22 protein-coding genes are annotated in these 24370 nt (G+C 68.9%); 9 read left to right on the top strand and 13 right to left on the bottom strand.

Annotated elements, in window-relative coordinates; translation table 11 throughout:
• Positions 1-35: 35 nt before the first annotated feature.
• From bcsD to GR702_RS01735, 6 genes are read right to left on the bottom strand one after another with little or no spacing between them, the layout of a single operon-like run.
• Entirely contained in the window at positions 36-497 is a 462-nt protein-coding gene (gene bcsD / locus GR702_RS01760; protein ID WP_160984222.1) for a cellulose biosynthesis protein BcsD, read from the bottom strand.
• Positions 498-4121 (bottom strand): cellulose biosynthesis protein BcsC, encoded by a 3624-nt coding sequence (locus tag GR702_RS01755; protein ID WP_160984221.1) that lies wholly within the window; start codon positions 4119-4121, stop codon positions 498-500.
• The gene (gene bcsA, locus GR702_RS01750) at positions 4118-8599 is read right to left on the bottom strand and encodes a UDP-forming cellulose synthase catalytic subunit (protein ID WP_160984443.1); all 4482 of its coding nucleotides are present in this window, start codon (positions 8597-8599) and stop codon (positions 4118-4120) included. Before bcsA ends, GR702_RS01755 begins: the two co-directional genes overlap by 4 nt.
• The gene (locus GR702_RS01745) at positions 8596-9348 is read right to left on the bottom strand and encodes a cellulose synthase operon protein YhjQ/BcsQ (RefSeq protein WP_160984220.1); all 753 of its coding nucleotides are present in this window, start codon (positions 9346-9348) and stop codon (positions 8596-8598) included. The genes bcsA and GR702_RS01745 overlap by 4 nt, the downstream gene beginning before the upstream one ends.
• Positions 9348-9725, bottom strand: coding sequence for a hypothetical protein (locus GR702_RS01740; protein ID WP_160984219.1), 378 nt, complete (start codon positions 9723-9725; stop codon positions 9348-9350). Before GR702_RS01740 ends, GR702_RS01745 begins: the two co-directional genes overlap by 1 nt.
• A gap of 13 nt (positions 9726-9738) precedes the next feature.
• Positions 9739-10047, bottom strand: a complete 309-nt coding sequence (locus GR702_RS01735; RefSeq protein ID WP_160984218.1) for a hypothetical protein — start codon at positions 10045-10047, stop codon at positions 9739-9741.
• Between GR702_RS01735 and GR702_RS22235 the strand changes: the two genes are divergently transcribed.
• A complete protein-coding gene (locus tag GR702_RS22235; protein WP_237449492.1) occupies positions 10046-10561 on the top strand; it encodes a hypothetical protein in 516 nt (171 codons plus the stop codon). The two genes, GR702_RS01735 and GR702_RS22235, sit on opposite strands and share 2 nt — an antisense overlap.
• Before the next feature lie 19 nt (positions 10562-10580).
• Here the strand turns inward: GR702_RS22235 and GR702_RS01725 are convergent, their stop codons facing one another.
• Positions 10581-11654: a S66 peptidase family protein gene (locus GR702_RS01725; RefSeq protein WP_160984217.1), complete on the bottom strand. Its 1074-nt coding sequence runs from the start codon at positions 11652-11654 to the stop codon at positions 10581-10583.
• 104 nt (positions 11655-11758) lie between these two features.
• On the opposite strand from GR702_RS01725, the gene GR702_RS01720 reads away from it, so the two are divergent.
• Entirely contained in the window at positions 11759-12634 is an 876-nt protein-coding gene (locus GR702_RS01720; RefSeq protein ID WP_160984216.1) for an LOG family protein, read from the top strand.
• 76 nt (positions 12635-12710) lie between these two features.
• Here GR702_RS01720 and GR702_RS01715 read toward each other — a convergent pair whose 3' ends face one another.
• Positions 12711-12917: a hypothetical protein gene (locus GR702_RS01715; protein WP_160984215.1), complete on the bottom strand. Its 207-nt coding sequence runs from the start codon at positions 12915-12917 to the stop codon at positions 12711-12713.
• A 215-nt stretch (positions 12918-13132) separates the two neighbouring features.
• Here GR702_RS01715 and GR702_RS01710 point away from each other — a divergent pair, with 215 nt between their 5' ends.
• Positions 13133-13300: a hypothetical protein gene (locus tag GR702_RS01710; RefSeq protein ID WP_160984214.1), complete on the top strand. Its 168-nt coding sequence runs from the start codon at positions 13133-13135 to the stop codon at positions 13298-13300.
• 67 nt (positions 13301-13367) lie between these two features.
• Here the strand turns inward: GR702_RS01710 and thiD are convergent, their stop codons facing one another.
• From thiD to glmM, 3 genes are read right to left on the bottom strand one after another with little or no spacing between them, the layout of a single operon-like run.
• Positions 13368-14117: a bifunctional hydroxymethylpyrimidine kinase/phosphomethylpyrimidine kinase gene (thiD, locus tag GR702_RS01705; protein WP_160984213.1), complete on the bottom strand. Its 750-nt coding sequence runs from the start codon at positions 14115-14117 to the stop codon at positions 13368-13370.
• A gap of 36 nt (positions 14118-14153) precedes the next feature.
• On the bottom strand, positions 14154-14381 hold the full coding sequence (locus tag GR702_RS01700) for a DUF1272 domain-containing protein (protein WP_160984212.1): 228 nt from the start codon (positions 14379-14381) through the stop codon (positions 14154-14156).
• Positions 14381-15721: a phosphoglucosamine mutase gene (gene glmM / locus GR702_RS01695; protein ID WP_160984211.1), complete on the bottom strand. Its 1341-nt coding sequence runs from the start codon at positions 15719-15721 to the stop codon at positions 14381-14383. Before glmM ends, GR702_RS01700 begins: the two co-directional genes overlap by 1 nt.
• 699 nt (positions 15722-16420) lie before the next feature.
• Between glmM and GR702_RS01690 the strand changes: the two genes are divergently transcribed.
• A complete protein-coding gene (locus GR702_RS01690; RefSeq protein ID WP_160984210.1) occupies positions 16421-17707 on the top strand; it encodes a dicarboxylate/amino acid:cation symporter in 1287 nt (428 codons plus the stop codon).
• A gap of 62 nt (positions 17708-17769) precedes the next feature.
• On the opposite strand, the gene GR702_RS01685 is transcribed toward GR702_RS01690, so the two are convergent.
• Positions 17770-18378, bottom strand: a complete 609-nt coding sequence (locus GR702_RS01685) for an HNH endonuclease (RefSeq protein WP_160984209.1) — start codon at positions 18376-18378, stop codon at positions 17770-17772.
• A 131-nt stretch (positions 18379-18509) separates the two neighbouring features.
• On the opposite strand from GR702_RS01685, the gene gluQRS reads away from it, so the two are divergent.
• The 5 genes from gluQRS to GR702_RS01660 all read left to right on the top strand — a co-directional run bounded on the left by gluQRS (position 18510) and on the right by GR702_RS01660 (position 21629).
• The gene (gene gluQRS, locus GR702_RS01680; protein WP_160984208.1) at positions 18510-19355 is read left to right on the top strand and encodes a tRNA glutamyl-Q(34) synthetase GluQRS; all 846 of its coding nucleotides are present in this window, start codon (positions 18510-18512) and stop codon (positions 19353-19355) included.
• Positions 19352-19585 carry an HIG1 domain-containing protein gene (locus tag GR702_RS01675; protein WP_160984207.1) on the top strand — a complete coding sequence of 78 codons (234 nt, stop codon included), beginning with the start codon at positions 19352-19354 and terminating at the stop codon, positions 19583-19585. Before gluQRS ends, GR702_RS01675 begins: the two co-directional genes overlap by 4 nt.
• 57 nt (positions 19586-19642) lie before the next feature.
• Positions 19643-20233 carry a cob(I)yrinic acid a,c-diamide adenosyltransferase gene (locus GR702_RS01670; protein WP_160984206.1) on the top strand — a complete coding sequence of 197 codons (591 nt, stop codon included), beginning with the start codon at positions 19643-19645 and terminating at the stop codon, positions 20231-20233.
• Between the two features lie 63 nt (positions 20234-20296).
• Entirely contained in the window at positions 20297-21166 is an 870-nt protein-coding gene (locus tag GR702_RS01665; RefSeq protein WP_160984205.1) for a 3-hydroxyacyl-CoA dehydrogenase NAD-binding domain-containing protein, read from the top strand.
• Positions 21167-21302: 136 nt separating this feature from the next.
• On the top strand, positions 21303-21629 hold the full coding sequence (locus GR702_RS01660; protein ID WP_160984204.1) for a hypothetical protein: 327 nt from the start codon (positions 21303-21305) through the stop codon (positions 21627-21629).
• 63 nt (positions 21630-21692) lie between these two features.
• Here the strand turns inward: GR702_RS01660 and mutS are convergent, their stop codons facing one another.
• Positions 21693-24299, bottom strand: a complete 2607-nt coding sequence (gene mutS / locus GR702_RS01655) for a DNA mismatch repair protein MutS (protein ID WP_237449491.1) — start codon at positions 24297-24299, stop codon at positions 21693-21695.
• Between the last annotated feature and the right edge of the window lie 71 nt (positions 24300-24370).

Below are 24370 nucleotides of genomic sequence, written 5' to 3'. Positions count from 1 at the left end.
AGGCGGCCTCGGCGTCGAGTTGGGCGGGAGTCCGGTCAGCGGCCATGGCGCACCTCGAGCGTATCTGCTTGCCATTGTGCGCTCGTGCGCAGCGCGGGGCCGCTTCCCAGCACGCGGAACCAGCTGTCGTATGCGCCTTCGAGGACGCCGGTCAGCATCCGCTTCCAGGTGCCCTGCGGGTCCGGGGCGATGCGGTCGGGAAGGTTGCGGTGGTGCACGACGATCGCTTCCGCGCCGAGTGCCAGCTCGATCTCGCCCCAGCCGAGCACCTGCCAGAAGGCGTTGATGCGCGCGGCGAGGACTGCAGTGTCGTTCACGCCCTCGAGCGGCTCCAGAGCGGCCATGCGGCGGCCGATGGCGAGGAAGAAGCCGCGCGTCTGTGCCTCGGGAACGCCGTCGCACAGTTCGGCGGCCACCGAAATGGCCATCAGGGCAAGGCCGCCCGCGCCGATGCCGTCGGGTTCCTTGCTGGCCGGGGGAAATGCCTGCATCTTCATTTATCTGGTGCTCCCGAAGCTCTGGCGCACGCCGAGCATGCTGCGGAATTCGTCGTAACTGCCGAAAGTATTGTAGCTGAGGTCGCCGCCGATGCGGGTGCTGCGGTTCAGCTTGTAGTACATCGATCCCTGTGCCGAGAGCGCGAAGCCGGTCTTGCTCAGGCTGTCGTAGCCGGCACGTACGTCGTCGTTCAGGGCCTTGAGGTTGTCCAGCTCGGCCTGGGCGACGAGATCGGTGGGGTAGAGCGGGCTCTCGTCTTCCTTGTAGCTCTGGAAGCCGGGGGTGAACGATGCCGCCACGTCCCACTGCTCGTCCTGCAAGGTGTAGTTCACCGGGAAGCCGACCGAGATGAAGCTTTGCGGGCTGAAGTAGCCGCCGTTGCCGTAAGTGAAGTAGTTCTGGCTGCGGTCGTAGCCCTGGTAGTTCACGTTGAGGCCGACCGTGACCGAGGAGTGCTGCCCGCGATAGGCCTGCAGGTATCCGCCCACATTGGCCTCGAAGCCGTCGTTCCGCGCGACGTTGGTGCCGCGGAAGCGATAGTAGCGGCCCTCGCCGTAGACGCCCGATCCGTCCTCGTCATAGGACATGCCCACGCCCGCGCCGGTGCGCATGACCTGACCCCAGCGCTCGCCGGTGACAGGATCGCGCGTGCCCGCATAGGAGACGACCGAATCGGTGACGGGCTTGCGCTCGGCAAAGGCGGTGGCGCGAAGGCCCGGGCTGAGCTCCGGGCTGATCGCCGCGCGTCCGGCAAACCTGGTCTTGCCCATGCCGATCGGCGTGGTGCCCACTTCCACCTGCACCGCATCGCTTTCGTACCCGACCGAGAACGCCGCGCCCGAGGCCTGCTGGCTCTCGGCGTTGACGAGGGGGGAGGGCACTTCGTCGACGATCGCCTGGGCTTCCGCCGTCGCGTTGCGGCCGAAGCGCGCGAGGCCTGATCCGGTGGGGCGGCCCGCATCGGCGACCACCGCTTCCGCCCTGGCGAAGACCCGGCCTGCCAGCGCGCCGGTGGAGACCTTTGCCGAACCCTTGATCTCGTCGAGCTGCGACAGCCCTTCCTCGCCCGAGCGCGAGCGATAGGCGGTCTCAACGTCGACACGCGGGCCGCTGTCCTGTGCCAGGCTGTCGATCTCGGACTGGATCTGCGTCATCACCGGATCGCCCGCATAGGCGAGGGGAACCTGCGGCGCGGAGTAGCCGCCCGAGGTGCCCGGGAGCGGGGCAGGGGCCGCGAAGGCGCTCTGCTGCGGCGCGGCGATGCTGGCCGGCGAGGCATAGCGATCGGGCGCGGCGAAGGAGGTCTGCGGGCTGGCATAGCCGCCGAAGCCGGTCTGCGTTCCGGTGGTCATGGGAGCGGGGGCTGCCTGAGCGAAACCGGAAGCCTGCGGCGCGCCGCCGCCGCTCAGGGCTCCATAGCCGAAGCCGCTCGCCTGGGCCTGCGCCTGCGGATAGGCGGCGGGAAGGCGAGTGCCGCCGCTCAGGGCGAAGGGATTGACCGGTGCCGGGGCGGCAAAGGCCTGGCTGCGGAAGGGATTGTTCCCCGCCTGCCCGCCCATGCCCTGCCCGCCCATTCCCGGGCCTGCATTGGCGAAGGGGTTGCCGCCCATCGCCATGCCCGCGCCGCTCTGGCGGGCGTAGAGTTCGCGCGCTTCCTTGAGCAGGTTCACGGCAGCGCGATCGTTGCCGCGCGCCCGCTCGACATTGGCGAGCGCCATGGGCACGCGGTAGTCCTGCCCGTGCGTCTGCAGCACCTGGCGCTGCGCCTGCTTGGAAAGGTCGCTGTCGCCCGCCGCCTCGGCCGTGTCCGCCAGCCCGAGCAGCGCATCGCGGTCCCCCGGCTTGCGCGCCAGCACCAGCTGGTAGCTCTGCGCTGCTTTGGCGGGCATGCCGCCGGTCTGGTAGAGCCGGGCGAGGGCCGAGAGTATCTCCGGGTTGTCCGGCGCGGCTGCGTAGGCCTGCTGCAGGATGTCGAAGCTTTCGGCATAGCGTCCGCCGAGCCGCGCCGCATCGGCCTGGCTCACCATCAGCCCGGCGCTGATGCGCGCATAGGCGCGCTGCCCGTCGGCTGAAGTGCCCGCCATCTGCCCGGCGCGCTGCAGCGCCAGCTGGGCAAGATCGTCGCGGCCGGTGCGGGCAAGAACCCCGATCAGCCCTTCATAGTCGTCTATCGTGTCGATCCGGCCGTTCAGCGCCGCTTCCGCGACCTGGGCCGCGCCTTGCGTGTCACCGAGGTCGAAGAGGGTGTTGGCGACGGCCGCCTGCTTGCCTGCGGGCACCGAAGCCATCGAACCGAGCTGGCGCATGGCCGAGATCGCCTGCGCCTGCTGTCCGCTGGCCGCCATGGCGCGGGCGCGGGCGATGGCGGCGTCGGTCTTCACGCCGAGGGCCAGGTTGCGCATGGGTGCGGTGCGCTGGGCTTCGGGGACCATGGAGATCAGGCGGTCGGCCTCGTTCACGCGGCCAAGGTCATTGTTGAGGAGCGCGGCGGCATAGAGCGAATCGGGTTGCCCGTTGGCGACGAGCGAGCGGATCAGCGATTCCGCCTCGGGCACGCGGCCGCGCCGGATTTGGAACTGCGCGAATTCATAGCGAATCCACGGATCGCTGGGGTCGAGGACGAGGCCGTTCTGGAACTCGCGCGTGGCGCCAAGGTCGTCCCCCTGTTCCGCCGCCGCGAGAGCGCGGCCGCGCGTGGCGCGCAGCTGCAGGCGCTTGTCGTCCGCGGCCGAGCCGCCACCGGCGCTCCCCGCCTGCCGGTAGAGGTCTGCGGCGTCGGCGTAGCGGCCCTGCCGCTCGTAGATGTCGGCCAGCAGTTCGAGCGCGGGCCCCGGCTCCTTGTAGCCCGAGCGGACGAGCGCTTCGGCGCGTCCCTGCGCATCGGCAAGGCGGTTCTGGTTCACCAGCGCGCGGGTTTCCTCGACGCCGGCGAAGAACCGGGCCGAGGCGAGGCCTTCCGCCCACTGGCTGGCCTTGCCCGCCTGCGAAGCCTGTTCCAGCAGGCTTGCCGCCTCGGCGAAGTTCCCCTCGCGAAGGCGCACGAGGCCAAGGCCGCCCAGCGCATCGGGATCGCGCCGGTTGACGCCAAGGGCACGCTGGAACTGCGAGGCGGCGGTCTCGAGATTGCCGTCGTTCAAGGCATCGAAGCCCGAGACGCGGGCCCGGCCCGCCCGGTCGGCGGCGGAGACCGGTGCGCTGGCTGCGGGCTTTGCGGCCGGGCGCGCAGTCGCGGCGGCCGTGCGGGCGGGGGCCTGAGCCGGTGTCGGCGCAGGTGCCTGGGCCGGTTTGGGTGCGGGCTTCGCGGCGGCAGGTTTCGGCGCGGCGGGCTTGGGCGCGGCAGACCTGGGCGCGGGGCGCGGCGCGGCCGCGCTCCTGAGTGCGGGATGGTTGGGGTCGAGCGCGCGGGCACGGCGCAGGGCCTGCTGCGCCAGATCCTCGCGGCCCTTGGAGCGCCAGTACTGCGCCTGCTTCACCAGCGCCTCCACGCCCGCGCTCTGCGCCTGCGCATCGAGAGGCAGGACCATCGGCGCCAGGCCGCTCGCCGCCGTGGAAAGCAGAAGCGCCAGCCCCAATCTGCCGGTGCGCTTCAGACTGCCGGTGCGCGGGGTCGGGGAACGGGTCATGCGTGGTCGTCCTGACGGCCGAGGCGGCGTTGTGCCTGACGGCGAAAGTAGAGGTAGGCAGGTCCGGCAAGGATCGCGGCGAGGACGAGCGTGAACAGGCCCAGCATCATCGGGCGCTGGCTGGTCCAGTAGGCCAGCTTCATCCAGATCGGCAGCGAGCCGACCCAGTAGCGCTCGGTGATGGCGAAGCTGGTCATCCCGTCGCCGCGCGTGACCGCGAGGTCACCCTGCACGGAGGCGTTGATCTTGGTGTCCGACAGGCCCTGGACCAGCGCGGGCAACGCGCCGCCGTCATCGGCCAGCAGCGCCACCACGGTGCGGTCAGAGGCATAGGGCGAGCGGAAGCTGACGATGCCCGAGAAGCCGCGCGCATCGTAGACGAGCGGAGCGGCGGCCATCGGATCGTTCATCTGCGTGCCTCCGAACAGCGACGTCACGTATTGCAGCGGCGAACGCTCGGCCACGCGCAGGCGCCCGCCTTCCCAGCGCACCGGAGCGTTCGCGAACATGTCCGCGCCCGCAAGGCCGGTGCCGCCGACGACAAGCACGTCCTGGCCGGCCAGCCGGTCGGGATCGATGGTGGAGGTGACGGTGACCGCCGTGACCGGCACGCCGGTCGAGTCGCCGAAGCGGCCCATCAGCGTCAGGAACGCCTCGATCGAGGCGAGCGAGGGGTTCTCGGCGACAACGACGGTGGTCTGCGCAAGGTCGGGGCTGGCAGTGAAGGGGAAGCCGGCGCCCGCGAACGTCGCGAGATCGGGCATCATGATGGCGTGGTAGGCGCTGGTGAGGTCGATCGTGCTGGTCGGATCGATGGAGACGCGCACGTTCTCGGGAAGAGTGCCGGTGCACTTCTTCTTGTCGGCGATGATCAGGTTGTAGTCCATCGACAACTCGTTCTGGCCGAACAGGTTGTAGCGAGGGAGGATCACCGATGCGTCGGAATCGTAGCTCTTGGCCCCCGATGCGCCGAACAGGCCGCTCCACCACTTGGCGCCGAGCGGAAGCGTCTGGAGGTACTGGCCGTTGATCGACACGTCGAGGCGCGAGGCCCTGCGATCGAGCCACTGCGCGATCGGGTAGCGGTACGAGAGGTTGAGCTTGCCGCCCTCGCGCGGCCAGAAGAACAGGTCGGGCGAGACGCGAAAGCGGGCGGAGAGCGGACCGGGCGGGATGCCCATGCCCTGCAGCGCGTAGGATTCGGTGATCGAACCAAGCTGCACGGGCTTCTCGGTCGAGAGCCAGCGCAGCGCGCCATAGCGCGGCCAGGCAGGGATGCGCACGCCGTCGAAGGACATGCGCGTTCCTCCGAAGACGCCGCGACCGAGCGCGACGGCGGCGGCGGCGGTGCGCAGTTCCTCGTCGTTGCGGCCCATGAGGACCAGCAGGGTACCGGTGGGGTCGTTGGGGTTGCGCACGGCGGCGGCGGACGCGCCCGAGGGAGCGGCGATCTCGAGCCCGGGGATCGACTGCCCGGCCTTGAGGAAGACGATCGCGTTGCCGCGGGGGATCTGGCCTATCACCGGCCGGAATGCGAAGCCGCGGTAGCTGGCGAGCGAGCCCAGCCAGCTCGCCGTGGCGGCGGCGGCCTGCAGCTCCCCGGCCCGGGGCTGGCCGGCGAAGACGAAGGGCATGCGCAGCGGCACGTTCTGGCCCTTGTCGAAGAAGGGCAGCGGCAGGCGGGCGAGGTCGGGCCCATAGGGCAGCGGCTGATAGGCGAAATCGAACCACGAGCGCACGTTGCTCACGTTGGCCCACAGCGAGGAGTGGAACGGATCCTCGCAGTCGCGCGCATAGTGGCCGATGAGGCGCAGGTTCAGCTGGTTGTCGCCCGGCAGGAACAGGGCCGGGTTCACCGGCACGTCGATCACCTGCCCGGCTGAGTTGGCGCGGGTGAGGGGGATCGTCTGCGCGACCTCGCCGTTGACGATGACCACCAGCTGGCTGAGGTCGTCGAGCATCGAGGGCGACCAGGCCAGGTTCAGGCGCAGCACGGCGCCGGTGACGACGCGGTCCTGGCGCATGCCGAAAGGAATGCCGATTTCGCCGCGCGTGCCCTGCAGGCGGATCGGTCGGCTGAGCCGCAGGTCCTTGAGCGTCAGACGTTCGGAAAGCGCGCCCCCGGCATTGCCCGAAGTTCCGGCGGCCGAAGTTCCGGCGCCCGAACCTGCGGCAGACGCGGCGGTGCCGGCGGCCGAAGCGGACTGGGCGTGGACTTCGGTAGTGCCGAAGAAGATGCCCGCAGCGCCCAGCGCGATGGCGCCCAGGAGAGCGGCGGCCTTGGCGAGGCCGGCCAGCGACCTGCCGCCTTCCTTCGCCTTCGCGGCTTCTTTGGCCTCGGCCTCGGCGGCGGCCTTGCGCGTGACCTCGATGCGGCGCATGGCGCGGCGCTCGGCGAAATTCAGTCCCAGCATGCGCTTCAAGGTCACCATGTCCACCCGGATGATGTCGGCAAGGGAGCGCAGGCCGGAGATCGACTTGCGCGGGCCGGAAGGCTGCCATGCATCGGCACGGCCCATGACGGCGCGCACCAGGTGGCGCCCGGCGAGAGTGTCCAGCTGCTCGAAGCGGACATAGGCATTGGCGGCATCGGTGCGCATAGTCCTGACCGGGATCGAGAGGACTTCGTCCCCCATGGCCATGGTGATGTGGCGCACGGTGCGGTCCTTGCTCGGCAGCTCGGAGGGGAGCGACAGCGCCGCGCCGCCCATCGAGATGTCGATCGTGCGCGCCGGGACGACATGGCCGGAGGCGAGATAGGCGGTTACCGGCAGCTCCACCGGGATGCGGATGTCGACGCGGGCCTGCTTCGTCTCGCGGGCGACCGATACGGCGGCCAGCAGGATGACGAGGCTGAAGCTGGCCCAGGCGACGTTCAGCACCAGCGTATCGGTCTGGATGTTGAAGAGGTAGGGGAAGAAGGCCCATTTCACGACCGCCATCGTGATGCCCAGCACGATGAGCCCAATGCAGATCAGGTGCGGCTTGACGATCGCCCAGTCGAAATAGGTCTTGTCCAGCAGCGAGCCCTTGTCGGTCACGTTGAACTTGCCCTTACGCGGCTGGAACCAGGTGATGACGGTGGGCTTCACGAGGTGGAAGCACAGGATCGTCTCGTAGACCTCGCCCCAGAACGGCGGGCGGTCCGCGCCTTGCGTGCGCTCGTTCGCCACGGCCGAGCAGTAGAGGTGCGGCATGGCGTAAGCGAAGATCAGCGAGGCCGAGGCCTGGATGATGTTCTGGCCGAAGATCAGGTAGGCGAGCGGGCTGGTCAGGAACACAATGCGCGGCAGCGGATACTGGAAGTGCAGCATGGCGTTCAGGTAGCAGAGGCGCTGCTGCCAGGTGAGCCCGCGGCCCTTCAGCGGATTGTCGATGCGCAGGATCTGCGTCATCCCGCGTGCCCAGCGGATGCGCTGGCCCACGTGCAGGACGAGGCGCTCGGTGGCGAGCCCTGCCGACAGGCGTGCCGAGATGTAGGCGGTGTTCCAGCCGGTGCGCTGCAGCTTGAGAGCGGTATGCGCGTCCTCGGTCACGGTCTCGCCCGCGAAGCCGTTGGTCTCCATCAGCGCCTCGCGCCGGATGATCGCGCACGAACCGCAGAAGAACGTGGCGTTCCACAGGTCGTTGCCGCCCTGCACCGCGCCGTAGAACAGGTCGCCCTCGCCCGCCATGTCGCCCATGGTGGAGGCAAGGTTGCGCTGCACCGGATCGGGCGAATACATGTGGTGCGGGGTCTGGATCAGCGCCAGGCGCGGATCGCGCTGGAACCAGGCGACGGTCAGCTGCAGGAAGGCGCGCGTGGGCACGTGGTCGCAGTCGAAGATCGCGATCAGTTCGCCGTCGGTCTTCTTCATCGCGGCGTTGAGATTGCCGGCCTTGGCGTGCAGGTTGTTGTCGCGCGTGATGTAGCCGCAGCCCGCTTCCTTGGCGAAGGCGCGGAACTCGGCGCGCTTGCCGTCGTCGAGGATGAAGACGCGGTAGCGGTCGACCGGGTAGTCGAGGTCCATCGCGGCGAAGACCGTGTTGCGCACGATCTCCAGACTCTCGTTGTAGGTGGGGATGTAGATGTCCACCGTGGGCCAGGTATCCGGGTCGCCCTGCGGCTCGACCACGGGGCGCTCGAGCGGCCAGCTGGTCTGCAGGAAGCCCAGCATGAGGATGACCCAGGCATAGAGCTCGGCCAGGTAGAGCCCGCCGCCGAAGAGGAATTCGGGCAGGGTGCCGAACGAAAGCGTCTGGGTGGTGCGCCAGAAGATGTAGCGCGTGGATACCAGGATCGCGAGAACGCCGAGCGCGAGCGCGCCCTTGCGGCCCCTCCAGCGCTTGAGCACCAGCGCGCCGAGGATGGTCACGCCCGCGCAGATCCACTGGGCCTGGCCATCAAGCGGTACGCCGATCACCAGCGCGGCGACCAGCACGATCGGGACGATCGCGGCGTACCGGAACGCCTTGTTCGAGGCCAGGCGGGCGATCATGCGGCGCGGCTCGCCGAAGCGGCGCCGGTCGTTCCGCGCGAGACCCACGGACGCCCGGGGGTCTCCAGAGCCGGCACCAGCGCGGCACCGATCGCGCGCACGTCGCTGAGCGCGGCGCTGGTCGGGGCATAGCGGGCGAGCGGCTGGAGCATGGCCATGGCCTCGGGCACGGACTCGTCGAGGCGGACGCGGCCCAGCTGCCGTGCACCGATCAGTTCGCGGATGAAGGCGGCCGAATGGCGCGACAGGCGGCGGGTCTCGTCCAGGGCATTGATCGCGAAAGTGGTGCGCGCGATGGTCTCGGCGCTCGCCTCGCCCAGCGCCTGCGGCAGCAGGGCCAGCGTGTCGGGCGCGGCGTTGAGGACGCACAGGTTGGCGCTGGCGTGGGGGATCACGCGCCGCGCGAAGTGGAATTCGCTCGCCGGCACGTCGATCACCATGACCCTGTCGAGCCCGGTGCCCAGGTAGCCAAGGTCCTGCAGCGTCGGCATGAAGTCCGGGTCGTCGATGGCGTGGACATGGCTGCGCAGGTTGATCCCGCCGGCAAGGACCGCGTCCTCTGCGGGCGCGAAAAGCGAAGGCAGGGTAAGCGCGGGTTGCAGGCCGAAGTGGAGCAGCATGGTGTCGCGCTCGGCGACGGTGAGCACGGTGACTTCGGCCCCCGCCTCGGACAGCGCCATGGCGACATGCGCCGCGATGAAGGTGATGCCGGCTCCGCCCTTGAGCCCGTGGCAGACGATGACGGCCATCAGATTTCTCCCCGCGAGCCGAGTTCGGACAAGTGGCGCAGCATGGCGCGGACGTCCTGCACCTGCGCCGGTGGAGCGCGGCGTTCGGCCACGGTACCGGCCCCGTCGCCATAGCGGCTGAACAGGGCGGCAAGCGGTTCGGGCCGGGCACCGGCCAGGACTTCGACAGGCGCGGAGGCGGCGGGCTCGGCCCCCGCCTTGGCCCCCGCCTCGGCTACGGCCGCATCGGCCTGGTCTATCGCCTGCATGCGCGGATCGCGCAGAAGCGCCTCGTAGATCGGCCATAGCTCGAGCTCGCTGAAGCGATCCTCGAACTCCTTGTAGGCGAAGTCGGTCTTCCCCAGCCGGTCGAGCAGATTTCTGGCATCGATGCGCATACGAACCCCTGTATCAACACGTATTTTCTGCACAAACAATGGTTAAGAAAGCATTGCCGCCGTGGTGAAGGGCGGGGCTTTGGGGTTCGGAAAAGGCTGGAAAACGGCGGAATTGCAGGAGTTTTGTCCACTCCGGCTGCAACTTGGAGGCAATTGGGCTCGCAATCCTTTGCATATTTACTGCATTATGTAACTGGCAAATATTCGCGCCGTCTTCCCGAATCAGTTGAAATACGAGGGCAGTGGAGACGGTGCGGGCAAGGTTTTGCCGGTAGGAACGCGCCCGATGGAACCCGTAATTCCGCCCGAGGATTCGCGGCATGATTGAGCCTTCGCCCCGACCCGCCCCGGCGGAATGGGCATCCCTTCCTGCCGAGGCCGTCCTCCCTGTGGAGGCTGGAGGCATCGGCATCAGCATCGGCAATGCCGGGGGCAACGCCGGAAGCATCGACGGCGGCCTTGGCGAAGGGCTGCGCGTCGCCGAGCGCGAGCCGGTGGAGATGATGGCCCATTTCCGCCGCGGCATCGCGAGCACGACCGTGATGCTCAAGGATCTGACGCCTTTCGGCGCGCGTGTCGAAGGCGTGGGCGCGCTGGAAGTGGACGAGATGATCACGCTCTCGCTGCCGGGCTGCCGTCCCTCGCTCGCGTTCGTGGCCTGGGCGAACGCGCACTGCGCAGGCCTCGAGTTCGTCGAGCCGCTGCCGGCCGAGCTCTTCGCCGACCTGGTGGCGCATTACGGCATGAGCGCTGCCGGCTCCGATGGCATGTCCGGCGCGGCATCCGGCGGAGCATCCGGCCAAGGGGCCACCGTGGAACTGCGTACGGGCGTCTGAGAAGTTCGCCTTGAAATGCTCAGGAAACCGCCGGTTCGAGCAGGCGGATGGTTCCCGCCTGCGCGTCCATCTCCGCCATCGCGCCCACCGGCACGCTGACCTGCCCCGCGACGTGGCCGATCATTGCGCCCTGAAACGCGGGCACTCCGAGCGTGCCGAACTGCCGGTCCAGCACTTCGTAGACGGTGAAATTCGAATAGCCGCCGCCTGGATTCTCGCAGTGCGTGCACTGGCCGAAGACCACGCCGGCAACCCGTTCGAGCACGCCCGCCAGCGCCAGCTGCGTCAGCATGCGGTCGATGCGGTATTCGGACTCGTTGGTGTCCTCCAGGAACAGGATGGCGCCGGTGAAGTCCGGCAGCCAGGGCGTTCCCACCAGCGCGCTCAGCACCGTGAGGTTGCCGCCCAGCAACCGGCCGCGTGCCTTGCCGGCGCGGAAGGTGCGGGGAGAGGAGCGGCCCGCGAGGTTGGCGCCGGAATAGTGCGCGACCGAATACGTGGGCGTCGCTCCCTCGAAGGCGACGCTCCGGAACGATTCCCAGGCCGATGGCGGCCACGATGTCGAGGCGTTCGGTCCATGGACCGAGACGACCCCGTAGCGGGCAAGCGCGAGGCAGAGCGCGGTATTGTCGCTGAACCCGGTGAACAGCTTGGGCCGACGGGCGATGGCAGCGAAGTCGAGGTGGGGCAGCAGCCGCGCCGAACCCCAGCCGCCGCGCACCGCCATCACGGCGCGCACGCCTTCGTCCGCGAACATCGCATTGAAATCGCGCGCACGCACTTCGTCGGACCCGGCCAGATAGCCCTCGCGCGTGGTCAGGTGGGGCGCGAAGCGCGGCTCCAGGCCCATGGCGCGAACGGTCTCGGCGATCTCGTCGAGGCCGAAGCGGTCGGCGATGAAGCCCGCAGGCGCCACGAGGCCAAGCACGTCGCCATTGCGCAGGCGCGGCGGGCGGACCATATTGCGTGGAACCGGCGGCGGCGTCGTGCGCGCAAGGGCCCCGACGCTCGATAGCGCGAAGATGCCGCCGCCGATCTCTGCAAGCGCTTGTCTGCGCGCGACGGCCCCGGTGGTGAACTGCCTTATAGTCATCCCTGCAAGCCTATAGCCTGTGCGTCTTCGCGCAACCGGCCGCTTGCGGAGTCGTTGCCCCAACTTCGCCCGAGGCGACATTCCCGCCGGGCCATGGAGTTTCAATGACCGAACAAGAAGACAAGGATCTCACCCAGCGCCGGTTCTACAAGGCCGAGCAGGAGGCCGGGTTCGCCGAACAGCAGGCCGAGACGATCCAGACCGAGCACCCCGCCTACCAGCTCGCCTTCCGCGACACCGACTTCCTCCTGCGCGACGAGCTGCGCCCCGTGCGCTTCCAGCTTGAGCTGCTGAAGCCCGAGATGCTGCTGGAGGAGGCGAACATCGGCTCCACTCTCGTCATGTACGGATCGGCGCGCATCCCGTCGCCCGACAAGGCCGATGCGCTGATCGAGATGGCCGCCACCGATTACCAGAAGAAGGTCGCCGCACGGCTTGCCGACAAGGCGAAGTACTACGACGAGGCCCGCAAGCTCGCGCGGCTCGCCAGCCAGGCCGCGATCGTCGAGAAGGGGATGCGCCAGTTCGTGGTCTGCTCGGGCGGAGGCCCCTCGATCATGGAGGCGGCAAATCGCGGCGCGGCGGACGTGGGGGCGGAGTCGGTCGGCCTCAACATCGTGCTGCCGCATGAACAGGCGCCCAACCGCTTCGTGACGCCGCGCCTCTCGTTCCAGTTCCACTACTTTGCGCTGCGCAAGATGCACTTCCTGCTGCGTGCGCGCGCCGTCGCGGTGTTCCCCGGCGGGTTCGGCACGTTCGACGAGTTCTTCGAACTGCTCACCTTGATCCAGACCGGCAAGATGAAGCCGATCCCGATCCTGCTCTACGGCCGCGAGTTCTGGGAGCGGGTGATCGACTTCGAGGCCCTGGCGGAGGAAGGCACGATCAATCCCGGAGACCTGGAGCTGTTCCGCTGGTGCGAGACCGCCGAAGAGGGCTGGGACCACATCAGCCGGTTCTACCAGCTGGATATCGCATAGCAAAACGCCCGTGGAAGGGGCCTTGCGGCGGCGGACGGTGTCCGTGCCGCAAGGCCGCTTCCATCGGGGAAGAAGGTCAGTCGTCGCCGATGATGGCGCCGGCCGTACCGCCGACGACCGCGCCCTCGGTGGTTCCAAGACCCGTCGCCTTGCCCGCGACCGCGCCGCCGGCGCCGCCGATCAGGCCACCCGCCGTCGCCCCGCGCGAGCAGGCGCCAAGGCTCATCGCGCCAGCCACGAGCAGACCGATGGCGGCGATTTTCGCTTTCGAATTCAGATGCATATTGTTCTCCAGAGAGTGTCTTTCCACAGGATGAACGAACTGCAGCCCCGACGCCCGGTTCCGTGACATTGCGTGTCTTTACTGCGGGCGCGGGTTCGCGCGGCGCAACCTTCGAGAAAATCGAACGGTTAGCGTGAACTTATCCCGGTATTCCGGGAAGCGCGGCAGGTGCATCTGCAGCGGCGAACCACAGAACGCCAGCAGGACCCGAACCCATGAGCCGCTTCATCGAACCCCTGAACGAACGCACCCGCATCCTTGCCGATTTTGCGCAGCCGGTGATCGTGGCGATGGGCACTGCCGGGCTGACCGGCGGGGCCATGGCAGCGATGGGCATGCTGGCCGACACCGCCCTGCGCATGCGCCGGGCGCGCGCGCTCTAGTCTGCGGTCCCCCGTCCCGGTCCTCAACCCCGGACCTGCCGCGCCGGGAGTGCCGAAGGGCCTGCGCTCAGCGGACCGCGTGGTGTCCCATGGGGCCGTGGCCCTTGCCGAAGCCCGGCGCTGCCAGCAGGGCCGCGCGCACGAAGTCGCGGGCGTCCTCGATCGCCTCGGCCAGCGGCGCGCCCTGGCCCAGGAACGTGGCGATCGCGCTTGAAAGGGTGCAGCCGGTGCCATGAGTATGGCGGGTGTCGATACGCGGCGCGGTCCAGACCTGCGGCTCGTGTCCGGGAAGGATGAGGCGGTCCACCACCGTATCGCCCGGAGCATCGCCGCCCTTGGCGATGTAGGCGACGCCCAGCGCCGCCAGTGCCGCATCCCCGCCCAGCGCCGCCAGTTCGTCGACATTGGGGGTCGTCAGGCAGGCGACGTGCATCAGCCGCTCGAAAGCCGCGACGGTCGCCTCGTCGGCCAGCACCGACCCGGCGGTGGAGACCATGACCGGATCGAACACGATCGGCACGCCCAGTCCCTCCAGCCGCTCGGCGACCACGTGCGCGATCTCGGCGCTGCCCAGCATCCCGATCTTCACGGCATCGACGCCGATGTCGCCGATGCAGGCGTCGATCTGGCTGGCGACCATTTCCGCCGGCATCGTCTCCACCGCGGTCACGCCCATGGTGCTCTGCGCCGTCACCGCGGTGATCGCGGTCATGGCATAGCCGCCCAGCAGGGTGATGGTCTTGATGTCGGCCTGGATGCCGGCGCCGCCGGAACTGTCGGAGCCGGCGATCGAGAGAATGCGGGGAGCCTGGTTCATCGGTTTCCCTTGCCGTTTCGGCGGCGAGGTGTCGAGTCAGTCCTTGAACCTTCTGACCTTCGAGGGCGGCGCCGAATCGTGGTGCCGCTTGGCGCGCGTGGGCCGATCCACCAGTTCGCCGCCGCAGTCAGGGCAATGGTCGTCGAGGTCCTCGGCGCAGGGAGCGCAGTAGGTGCATTCGAAGCTGCAGATGAAGGCGCCGGGCGCCTCGGCGGGAAGATCGGTGCCGCAGCGCTGGCAATCGGGGCGCATTTCAAGAGCCATTACGCGGCAGCCTTCTCGACGGCGTGACAGATGGAAGCGACAGCCGCCTCGACCTCGGCGGCATCGTCGCCTTCGGCCATGACGCGGATCACCGGCTCGGTTCCCGAGGGCCGGATGACCAGGCGGCCGCGTCCGTCGAGCGCGCTTTGTGCATCGGCGATGGCGGCTTTCACGCTCTGCGCCTCCAGCGGCTTGCCGCCGGCGAAACGCACGTTGCGCAAAAGCTGCGGCACGGGATCGAAGAGGTGGAGCAGCTCGCTCGCCCGCTTGCCCGACTGGACGAGCGCGCAGAGCACCTGAAGCGCGGCCACGGTGCCGTCGCCGGTCGTCGCATGGTCCAGCAGGATCATGTGGCCCGACTGCTCGCCGCCCACGTTGAAACCGCCGCCGCGCATGCGTTCGAGCACGTGGCGGTCGCCCACGGCGGTGCGTTCGAGCGCGAGGCCGAGGCCGTTGAGGTAGCGCTCGAGCCCGAGGTTCGACATGACCGTCGCCACCACGCCGCCGCCGCGCAGGGTGCCCTGGGCGGCGAACTGGCTGCCGATCAGCGCCATGATCTGGTCGCCGTCGACCGTTTGTCCCTTCTCGTCGACCACGATCAGCCGGTCGGCATCGCCATCGAGCGCGATGCCGATGTCGGCGCCCGAGGAGACGACGGTTTCCTGCAGCAGTTCGACATGGGTGGATCCGCAGCGATCGTTGATGTTCCTGCCGTTGGGATTGACCCCCACCGCGACGATCTCGGCGCCAAGCTCCCAGAAGGCGGAAGGCGCCACCTGGTAGGCCGCGCCATTGGCGCAGTCGACCGCGATCTTCAGCCCGTCGAGGCGGACGGTCGAAGGCAGCGAGGTCTTGACGGCGTGGATGTAGCGGCCGCGCGCATCCTCGATGCGGCGCGCGCGCCCGATCTCGGGCGAGGCGGCGAGGGCGAGGTCCTGCCCCAGCATCGCCTCGATCGCCAGTTCGTCCTCGTCCGAAAGCTTGAAGCCATCGGGGCCGAACAGCTTGATGCCGTTGTCCTCGTAAGGGTTGTGGCTGGCCGAAATCATGACCCCCACGTCGGCGCGCAGTTCGCGCGTGAGAAGGGCGACGGCGGGCGTTGGCATCGGGCCCAGCAGCACCACGTCCATGCCCACGCTGGTGAAGCCCGCGACCATCGCGTTCTCCAGCATGTAGCCCGAAAGACGCGTGTCCTTGCCGATGACGACCCGGTGGCGATGGGCACCGCGCAGGAAGCGCGTGCCCGCTGCCTGACCGACCTTCATCGCCATGGCGGCGGTCATTGCCCCCTGGTTGGTGCGGCCGCGAATGCCGTCGGTGCCGAAGAACTGCTTGCCCATTGCCTGAAGCGAATCCCGATTGTCTCTTGCCGCATGGCGCATAGGCCGCGGCCGTTACCGGAACCTGAATGCGCGTATGGGCGGCATTTGGGAATGCGGCATGAGCGGATTTTGCCGGATTTCGCCGGATTTCTCGACGACGCGCGCGCCGACATGCCGAATGCCCGCTGGCGAGTGCGGGCGTAACGCCGGGGGAAATGCGCGGGGGACGGATACCCGGAAAGGGGTATCGGGCCGGCTTCGTGAGCGCCCTATCGGGCACTCGGTAATTGCGGCTCCTTGCGAACGGCCCGGTAGCGGCATGGCAGCCCGGCTCGACCCTCAGCGAAAGCGGTTCGGAAACGGCGCGCGGGCTCGCGAAAAGGCACCGGTTCCAAAGCTTGGCGGGAAGCGTCCTCTTATCAGGAGTCACGCCGTTTGCGCCGCGCCTTGCCTGTCTTCCCCTGACAAGAGGAGCAGGCGGATGAACGCTTCCGGTGGCACACGGGGGCCTTGTGCCCACGATGCCGACCCGATGATCCTCCAGCCGTGTACCTCGGCCGGAAGATGTCGGAGCGTATAACCTAATTGGTTATATTCGTCAAGAGTGCACCCGCGCTTTGCGGCAGAACGCGAAGGGACCTGCTCGGCCGCACGGCCTTTCCTCATAAGCTCCGCGTCTCGCTTCCCTTACGCCGCGCGGCTGACTATCTGTCGGCGATGACCGCTTCCTCGACGCCGCCGTCCCCTTCCACCGGCGCTTCCCGCATCCCCGAGATCAGGGTGCCCGGGGTGCTGACGCTCCTCGGGCTGGTCGCGGGGTTGCTCATCGGCCTTGCGATCGCCGGACGGCCCTTTGCCCCGGATGTGCTTTCCGTCACCGGCCCGGTCGGCTCGCTGTGGCTGCAGGGTCTGCAGATGACCATCCTGCCGCTGGTCGCGGGGCTGCTGTTCTCTGGGATAGTCGAGACCGTGGCCGCCGCCCGGGCGGGCCCCATGGCGCGGCGCACGCTGGGCATCATCGTCGGATTCCTTGCTTTCAGCGCGACGCTCGGCGCGGTGCTGATGCCGCTTCTGCTCGACCTGTTTCCCGTGCCCGCCGGCATCAACTTTCAGCATGGCGAGGACCCGGGAAAAGTGCCCGGCATTGCCGATTTCCTGTCCTCCCTCCTGCCCGAGAACGTGATCTCGGCGGCGGCCGGCAACGCGATGCTGCCGGTGATCGTCTTCGTGGCGCTGTTCGCCTTCGCCTCGACCCGGCTTGGCGACGAGCCGCGCCGCGCGCTGGCCGTGCTGTTCGAGGGACTGGCGGGCGCGATGATGGTGGTGATCGGCTGGGTGCTCGGCCTTGCCCCCATCGGGGTCTTCGCGCTGGGCCTGACGCTGGGCGTGCGCAGCGGCGGCGCGGCGCTGGGCGCGCTGGCGCACTACATCGTGTTGATGATCACGGTCGGCAGCGTAGTGATGATCGCGGGCTACATCATCGCCTCGACCGTAGGGCGCAAGCGGCTGGGCGCCTTCGCCGCCGCCATGTTGCCCGCGCAGGTCGTCGCTATCTCCACCCAGTCCTCGCTCGCGACGCTGCCTTCCATGCTGGGCTCCAGCCACCGGCTGGGGGTATCTTCCACCACGTCCGAGTTCGCGCTGCCGCTGGCGGTCACGCTGTTCCGCGCGACGGGCCCGGCGATGAACATGGCCGTGGCGATCTATGCCGCGAAGCTGGCCGGGCTGGAGCTGACCACGGCCGCGCTGGCGGCGGGCACCTTCGTGGCCTTCGCCACAACCTTCGGAGCGGTATCGCTGCCCGGCACGATCAGCTTCGTCTCCTCGATCGGCCCCATCGCGGCGGCCATGGGCGTGCCGCTCTGGCCGCTCGGCGTGCTCGTCGCGGTGGAAGTGCTGCCCGATCTTATGCGCACGCTGGGCAACGTCACCATGGACGTGGCGCTGACGACTGCGGTGGACGCGGGCGAAAAGGACCCGCCCACCCGCGAGACCATCCACTGAGGGTGCCATCGAGCCCAGGCGGTGTTGACGAGCGGTGTTTGCGGTCTGACTGGCGGAGCGCCCTACTCCTCCAGCTCGATGTCCCAGTAGAGCCAGTCGCGCCAGGTTTCGTGGAGGTAGTTGGGCGGAAAGGCCCGGCCGCGCTCCTGCAGCTGCCAGCTGGTAGGGCGGATCGGCTGGACCAGCGGCGGCATGTTCGCCTGTTTGGGCGTGCGCCCGCCCTTGCGCAGGTTGCAGGGCGAGCAGGCGGTGAGGATGTTCTCCCAGCTCGTCCGCCCGCCCAGACGGCGCGGCACCACATGGTCGAAGGTGAGGTTCTGCGGGCTGCCGCAGTACTGGCAGCTGAACCGGTCGCGCAGGAACAGATTGAAGCGGGTGAAGGCGGGGAACTCGCTCGGCTTCACGTACTGGCGCAGCGCGATCACCGAGGGGATCTGCATCGTCCAGCTGGGGCTGTGCACCGCGCGTTCGTAGCTGGAGATGATATCGACCCTTTCCAGCACCACCGCCTTGATCGCGGTCTGCCAGGGCCAGAGGGAGAGGGGATAGTAGGAAAGCGGCGTGTAATCCGCATTGAGGACGAGGGCAGGGCAGTCTGAAAGACTTCGGGAGGGGTCATCCTCCGCGCTGCGGAACCGGGCCGCGCGCTCGATCAGGTCCGACCTGAGCATGGCCTCCTGTCGCAGGCTATCATTGCTGTTTGATGGCAACGCATAGGGACTTTGCAGCACTTGGGCAGGTCCGCGTCAAGATGGCGCGAACCGGGCTCGCCAGCAATCCACAGTCTGGCTAACGAGCAGCGATGATCCGCACGCGCTTCGCCCCCAGCCCCAACGGCCCGCTCCACCTCGGCCACGCCTATGCGGCGATCGTCGCCCACGATGCGGCGCGCGAAAGGGGCGGGGCGTTCGTCCTGCGGATCGAGGACATCGACGGGGAGCGCAGCCGCGCGCAGGTCGTGGAGGAGTTCTTCCTCGACCTGGAATGGCTCGGCCTTGCATGGGACGGAGACGCGGTGTTCCAGTCGCGCCGCCTTGCAACCTACGCCGATGCGGGAGAGCGGCTGCAGGCCATGGGGCTGCTTTATCCCTGCACCTGCACCCGCGCCGAGATCGCCGCCGCCGCGAAGGCCTGGGGACCGGACGGGCCGGTCTATCCCGGCACCTGCCGCCACCGCGAGGTCGATCCCGCCAATGCCGCGTGGCGCCTGGACGTGGGCAAGGCGATGGCGCTCACCGGCCCGCTCGAATGGCGGGACGAGGCGGCGGGCCCGCAAGCGGCGGTGCCGCAGGTGTTCGGCGATGTCGTGCTGCTGAGGAAGGACCTGCCAGCCAGCTACCACCTTGCCGCCACCCTCGACGATGCGGGGGACGGGATCACTCTCGTCACGCGCGGCATGGACCTTTTCGCGGCCAGCCACATCCATCGCCTGCTCCAGGCGCTGCTGGACCTGCCGGTGCCAACCTGGCTGCACCATCCGCTGCTTCTGGAGGCGGACGGGCGCAAGCTCGCCAAGCGGCGCGGCGCGCCTTCGCTTGCGGACCGGCGGCGGGCCGGAGAGGATGGCGCGGTCATCGCCCGGGCACTGCGCGAAGGGCGGCTGCCCGCTGGCATTTCGCTTTCGCAGGGCGTACACCATTCGCCATGAGCTACATCCTCGTCCCCGTCATCGTCGTGCTGGTGATCATGGTCATCGTCAGCCTCGTTCGCGGCATCGTCGCCTTCCTGAACTCGACGAGGGAGGACCTGCACCGCGATCCCTCCGCCACCGGGCCGAGCGCGAACCAGCTGCTGCAGAACCGGATGATGTTCAACCGCATCAAGTACCAGGCTGCCGCCGTGCTCGTGTGCGCCCTGCTGCTGGCGATGGCGCGCTAGTTCCAGGCGGCAGGACGTCACCGGTTCACCGCGAGAAACGAAGGAGGAAGCGCGCCCATGGTGCGGCTCAACAAGATCTATACCCGCACCGGCGACGATGGTTCGACCGGCCTTGTCGACGGCTCGCGCCTTCCCAAGCACGCCGCCCGGATGGAAGCGATCGGCGCGGTGGACGAGGCGAACAGCGCGATCGGCCTCGCAGTCTGCGCGCTGGCGGCCACGCCCGACGGCACCGGACATGCGGCGAGCCTGACGCGTATCCAGAACGACCTGTTCGACCTTGGCGCCGACCTTGCCACGCCCGCCGCGCCGGATGACGATTTCGCGCCCGGCGAGATGACGCTGCGCATCGTTCCCGCGCAGGTAGCCTGGCTGGAGAGCGCGATCGACGAGATCAATGCGCGCCTTTCCCCGCTGCGCAGCTTCATCCTGCCGGGCGGCAGCGAGGCGGCGGCGCGCGTCCACATCGCGCGTGCCTCCACCCGCGCGGCGGAGCGGCGGGCCACTGCCGCCGCCGCGCAGGAGGCGATCAACCCCGCAGCGCTCGCCTATCTCAACCGGCTGAGCGACTTCCTCTTCGTGCTCGCCCGGGCGGTCAATTCCGACGGCGCGGACGACGTGCTTTGGGTGCCGGGACAGAATCGCTAGGTTCGCGTGCCGGCACAGGGCGCTAACACGGCGTCGGTTTCGATCGGAGAGGGAGTTCAGGCAGTGCAGTCAGTGGGCATCATCGGCGCAGGCATCATGGGTTCGGGCATCGCCCAGACCGTGGCGGACAAGGGCATGGACGTGGTCCTGACCGACGTTGCCCTGGAAAATGCCGAGAAGGGCAAGGCGGGCATCTCCAAGAGCCTCGCGAAGCTGGTCGCCAAGGAGAAGATCACGCAGGAGCACGCAGAGGCGCTGCTGGCGCGGATCACTCCGGCGGGCGATTATTCGGCGCTTTCCGGCTGCGACCTCATCATCGAGGCCGCGACCGAGCGTGAGGACATCAAGGCCCGGATCTTCGAGGCCGTGGGTGCGGTGCTCGCGCCCGGCGCGCTGCTGGCATCCAACACCAGCTCTATCCCGATCACCCGCATGGCCGCCGGCTCGCCCGATCCCGCACGCTTCTGCGGTCTGCACTTCTTCAATCCCGTGCCGGTCATGGGCCTCGTCGAGGTGATCCCCGGCCTCGCCACCTCGACAGAGACGGTCGAGAAGATGAAGGCATTCGGCGAGAAGCTGGGCAAGACGGTGGTCCTTGCAGGCGACGAACCCGGTTTCGTGGTCAACCGCATCCTGTGCCCGATGCTGAACGAGGCGATCTTCGTGCTGGGCGCGGGGATCGGCTCCGTCGAGGATATCGACGCGGGCTGCCGGATCGGCCTCAACCACCCGATGGGACCGCTGACGCTGGCGGACTTCGTGGGCCTCGACACGCTCTACGAGATCATGAAGGTGTTCCACCAGACCACCGGCGATCCCAAGTACCGCCCCGCGCCGCTGCTGCAGAAGTACGTCGAGGCAGGCTGGTACGGGCGCAAGACGGGCAAGGGCTTCTACGACTATTCGGGCGAGGAGCCCGTGCCCACGCGCTGATCCTGGCGCGCGTTTTCCGGTGCTTCCCGTCATTTCCGCCCGGCGCCCGGAAGACGGGCGGGGATGACGGGCCCGATTGACAGGGCAGGAACCCCGCCCTGCGCCCGCCCGTTATCTCCTGCAAAGGAGACTATCCATGATCGAACGCCCCGACGACGACGACCTCGCTCCCGAGACCGACAACGACGAGCAGGAAGAAGAAGGCGCGCAGGCCCAGACCGTCACCGACGAGGCCTATAACCGCGACACCTCGACGCATGCGCTGAGCGACAGCGAGAAGGCGAAGGGCGGCATCGGCGACGAGGACGACATCACCGACATCGTCGATCACATGAACCAGATGGACACGAGCGGGAACATCGACATGTCCGCCTACGACGGCGAGGATACGATGGACGACCTCGAGAACCGCTACGGCCGCCGCAATGCCGCAGACGACGAGTTCGCAGACGACGACAGCTGACTGTCGGGCTGACTGACGCAGACCGTCTCGCAGGCCCGGGCGCGACTGCCCCGGGCCTGCGAACTATTGCGTATCGCTGCCCGCCTCGCGCTTCAGGTCATAGAGGATCTCGAGCGCATCGCGCGGGGCGAGCGCATCGACATCCATGTCGCGCAGCTTCTCGCGCAGGGTGTCGCACTCCGCCTCGCGCGTGACCTGCGCGGCGGCGAAGAGCGGCAGGTCGCCAAGCCCGGCCGCCAGCCCCCCTGTCTCGGCGCGGCCTTTCTCAAGCTTTTCCAGGACCGACTTGGCGCGGCTGATGACCTTGGGCGGCACCCCCGCAAGCCGCGCGACGGCAAGGCCGTAGCTGCGGTCGGCGGGGCCTTCCGCGAGTTCGTGCAGCAGGACGAGGTCCCCTTTCCACTCGCGCGCGCGGACATGGTGGAGCGAAAGCGCCTCGCAAGTCTCTGCCAGCCTTGCGAGTTCGTGATAGTGCGTGGCGAAGAGGCACCGGCAGCGGTTGGTCTCGTGCACCGCCTCGGCGACGGCCCAGGCGAGAGCGAGGCCGTCGTAAGTGGAAGTGCCGCGCCCCACTTCGTCGAGGATGACAAAGCTGGCGGGCGTCGCCTGCGCGAGGATGGCGGCGGTCTCCACCATCTCGACCATGAAGGTCGAGCGCCCGCGCGCCAGGTTGTCCGATGCGCCCACGCGGCTGAACAGGCGGTCCACCATGCCGATGCGCGCGGAGCGGGCAGGCACGAAGCCGCCGGCCTGCGCCAGCAGCACGATCAGCGCGTTCTGGCGCAGGAAAGTGGACTTGCCGCCCATGTTGGGCCCGCCGATCAGCCAGAGCCGGTCGTGGCTGGCAAGGCGGCAGTCGTTGGCGACGAAGCGCTCGCCCTGCCGGGCCAGGGCGTCCTCGACCACCGGATGGCGGCCGCCCGCGATCTCGAGCGACAGGCCGTCCACCACCTGCGGCTTCGTCCAGCCGCCCTCGGCCGCGCGCTCGGCCTGCCCTGCGGCGACGTCGATGCGGGCGAGCGCGGCGGCCGTGGCGGCGATCCCGCGCCTTGCCGCCACCGCTTCGCCAACGAGCGCCTCGAAATGACTCTCCTCCGCGGCGAGAGCATGGGCGCCCGCCTCGGTGATGCGCGCGGCTTCCTCGTGGAGGGCGAGCGCGTTGAAGCGCATGGCGCCGGCCATGGTCTGGCGGTGCGAGAAGCCGCTGTCCGCCTCGAGCAGCCGGTCGGCGTGGCGCTGGGGAACCTCGACGAAATAGCCCAGCACGTTGTTGTGCTTGATCTTGAGCGCGGAGACGCCGGTTTCCTCGCGGTACTTCGCCTCCAGCGCGGCGATGGCGCGCCGGGCGTTGCCCGACATGACCCGCAGTTCGTCCAGCGCGGCGTCATAGCTGGCGGCGATGTAGCCGCCCTGTCCCCGCTCGGTCGGCGGGCTTTCCACCAGCGCGCGGGCGAAGTGGTCCACCAGCGCGGCATGGCCGCCGAGCGCGGGAAGCAGGCGTTCGAGCAGGACGGGTAGCCCGTCCATCCCCGCCAGCCGCTCGCCCACCGACCTCGCGCCCGAAAGCCCATCGCGCAGCTGACCCAGGTCTCGCGGGGAGCCACGGCCCGCGACCACCCGCCCCAGCGCCCGGCCAAGGTCGGGGAGCGCTCGCAGCGAAGTGCGAAGATCTTCGCGCAGCAGCGGATCGTCGTGCAGCCACTCGACCATCTCGAGCCGCTCGGCGATGGCGAGCCGGTCGGTGAGCGGGGCGGAAAGATCGTCGGCCAGCTGGCGCGCACCCGCGCCGGTGACGCAGCGGTCGATGGCGTCGATCAGGCTGCCCTTGCGCCCCCCGCCAGAGGACTCGAGGATTTCCAGGCTGGCGCGCGTCGCCTCGTCCATGGCGAGGACCGCGTCCCCCCGCCGCGCCTCGGGCGGGAGCAGCAGCGGCAGGTTCCCGCGCCCGACATGGTCGAGATAGGCGATCAGCCCCCCGGCGGCGGCCAGCATGGGGCGGGTGAAAGTGCCGAAGCCGTCCAGCGTTGCGACGCCGTGAACCAGTTTCAGCCGCGCCTCGCCCCCTTCCGATGAGAACTCGTGCGCCGAGCGGGCGATGGCGCTTTCCGGCGCGAGTTCCCAGCCCTCGGGCACGACAAGCTCGCTCGCGCCGATGCGGGCGAGGGCGGCGGGCAGGTTCGCGGGCGCGCATTCCTCCAGCTCCATCCGGCCGGTGGAGATATCGACCGCCGCGATGCCGACAGCGCCGCGCACCTCGCAGGTGGCGGCCAGCACGTTGGCGCGGCGCGGCTCGAGCAGCGATTCCTCGGTCAGCGTGCCGGCCGTCACGAAGCGCACGATGTCGCGCGCGACGAGCGCCTTGTAGCCGCCGCGCTTCTTCGCCTCGGCCGGGGTTTCCGTCTGCTCGGCGATGGCGACGCGGCAGCCCGCCTTGATCAGCCTTGCAAGGTATCCTTCGGCGGCGTGGACCGGAACGCCGCACATCGGGATGGGCGCGCCCGCATGTTCGCCGCGCGTGGTGAGCGCGATGTCGAGGATAGCGGCGGCGGTCTTCGCATCCTCGAAGAACAGCTCGAAGAAGTCGCCCATGCGGTAGAACAGCAGGCAGTCTCCCGCGTCCTCGCGAAGGGCGAGATATTGAGCCATCATGGGAGTCGGGGCCGAGGTCATGGCGGCTGCGTTAGCGGCTGCGTTGCGTGCTTGGGAAGCGCTGCGACACATCCTTTCCCCTATCGCGTGGG

The sequence above is a fragment of the Novosphingobium silvae genome (assembly GCF_009856825.1).
Classification (GTDB): Bacteria; Pseudomonadota; Alphaproteobacteria; order Sphingomonadales; family Sphingomonadaceae; genus Novosphingobium; species Novosphingobium silvae.
This window is presented reverse-complemented; position numbering and strand designations above follow the sequence as displayed.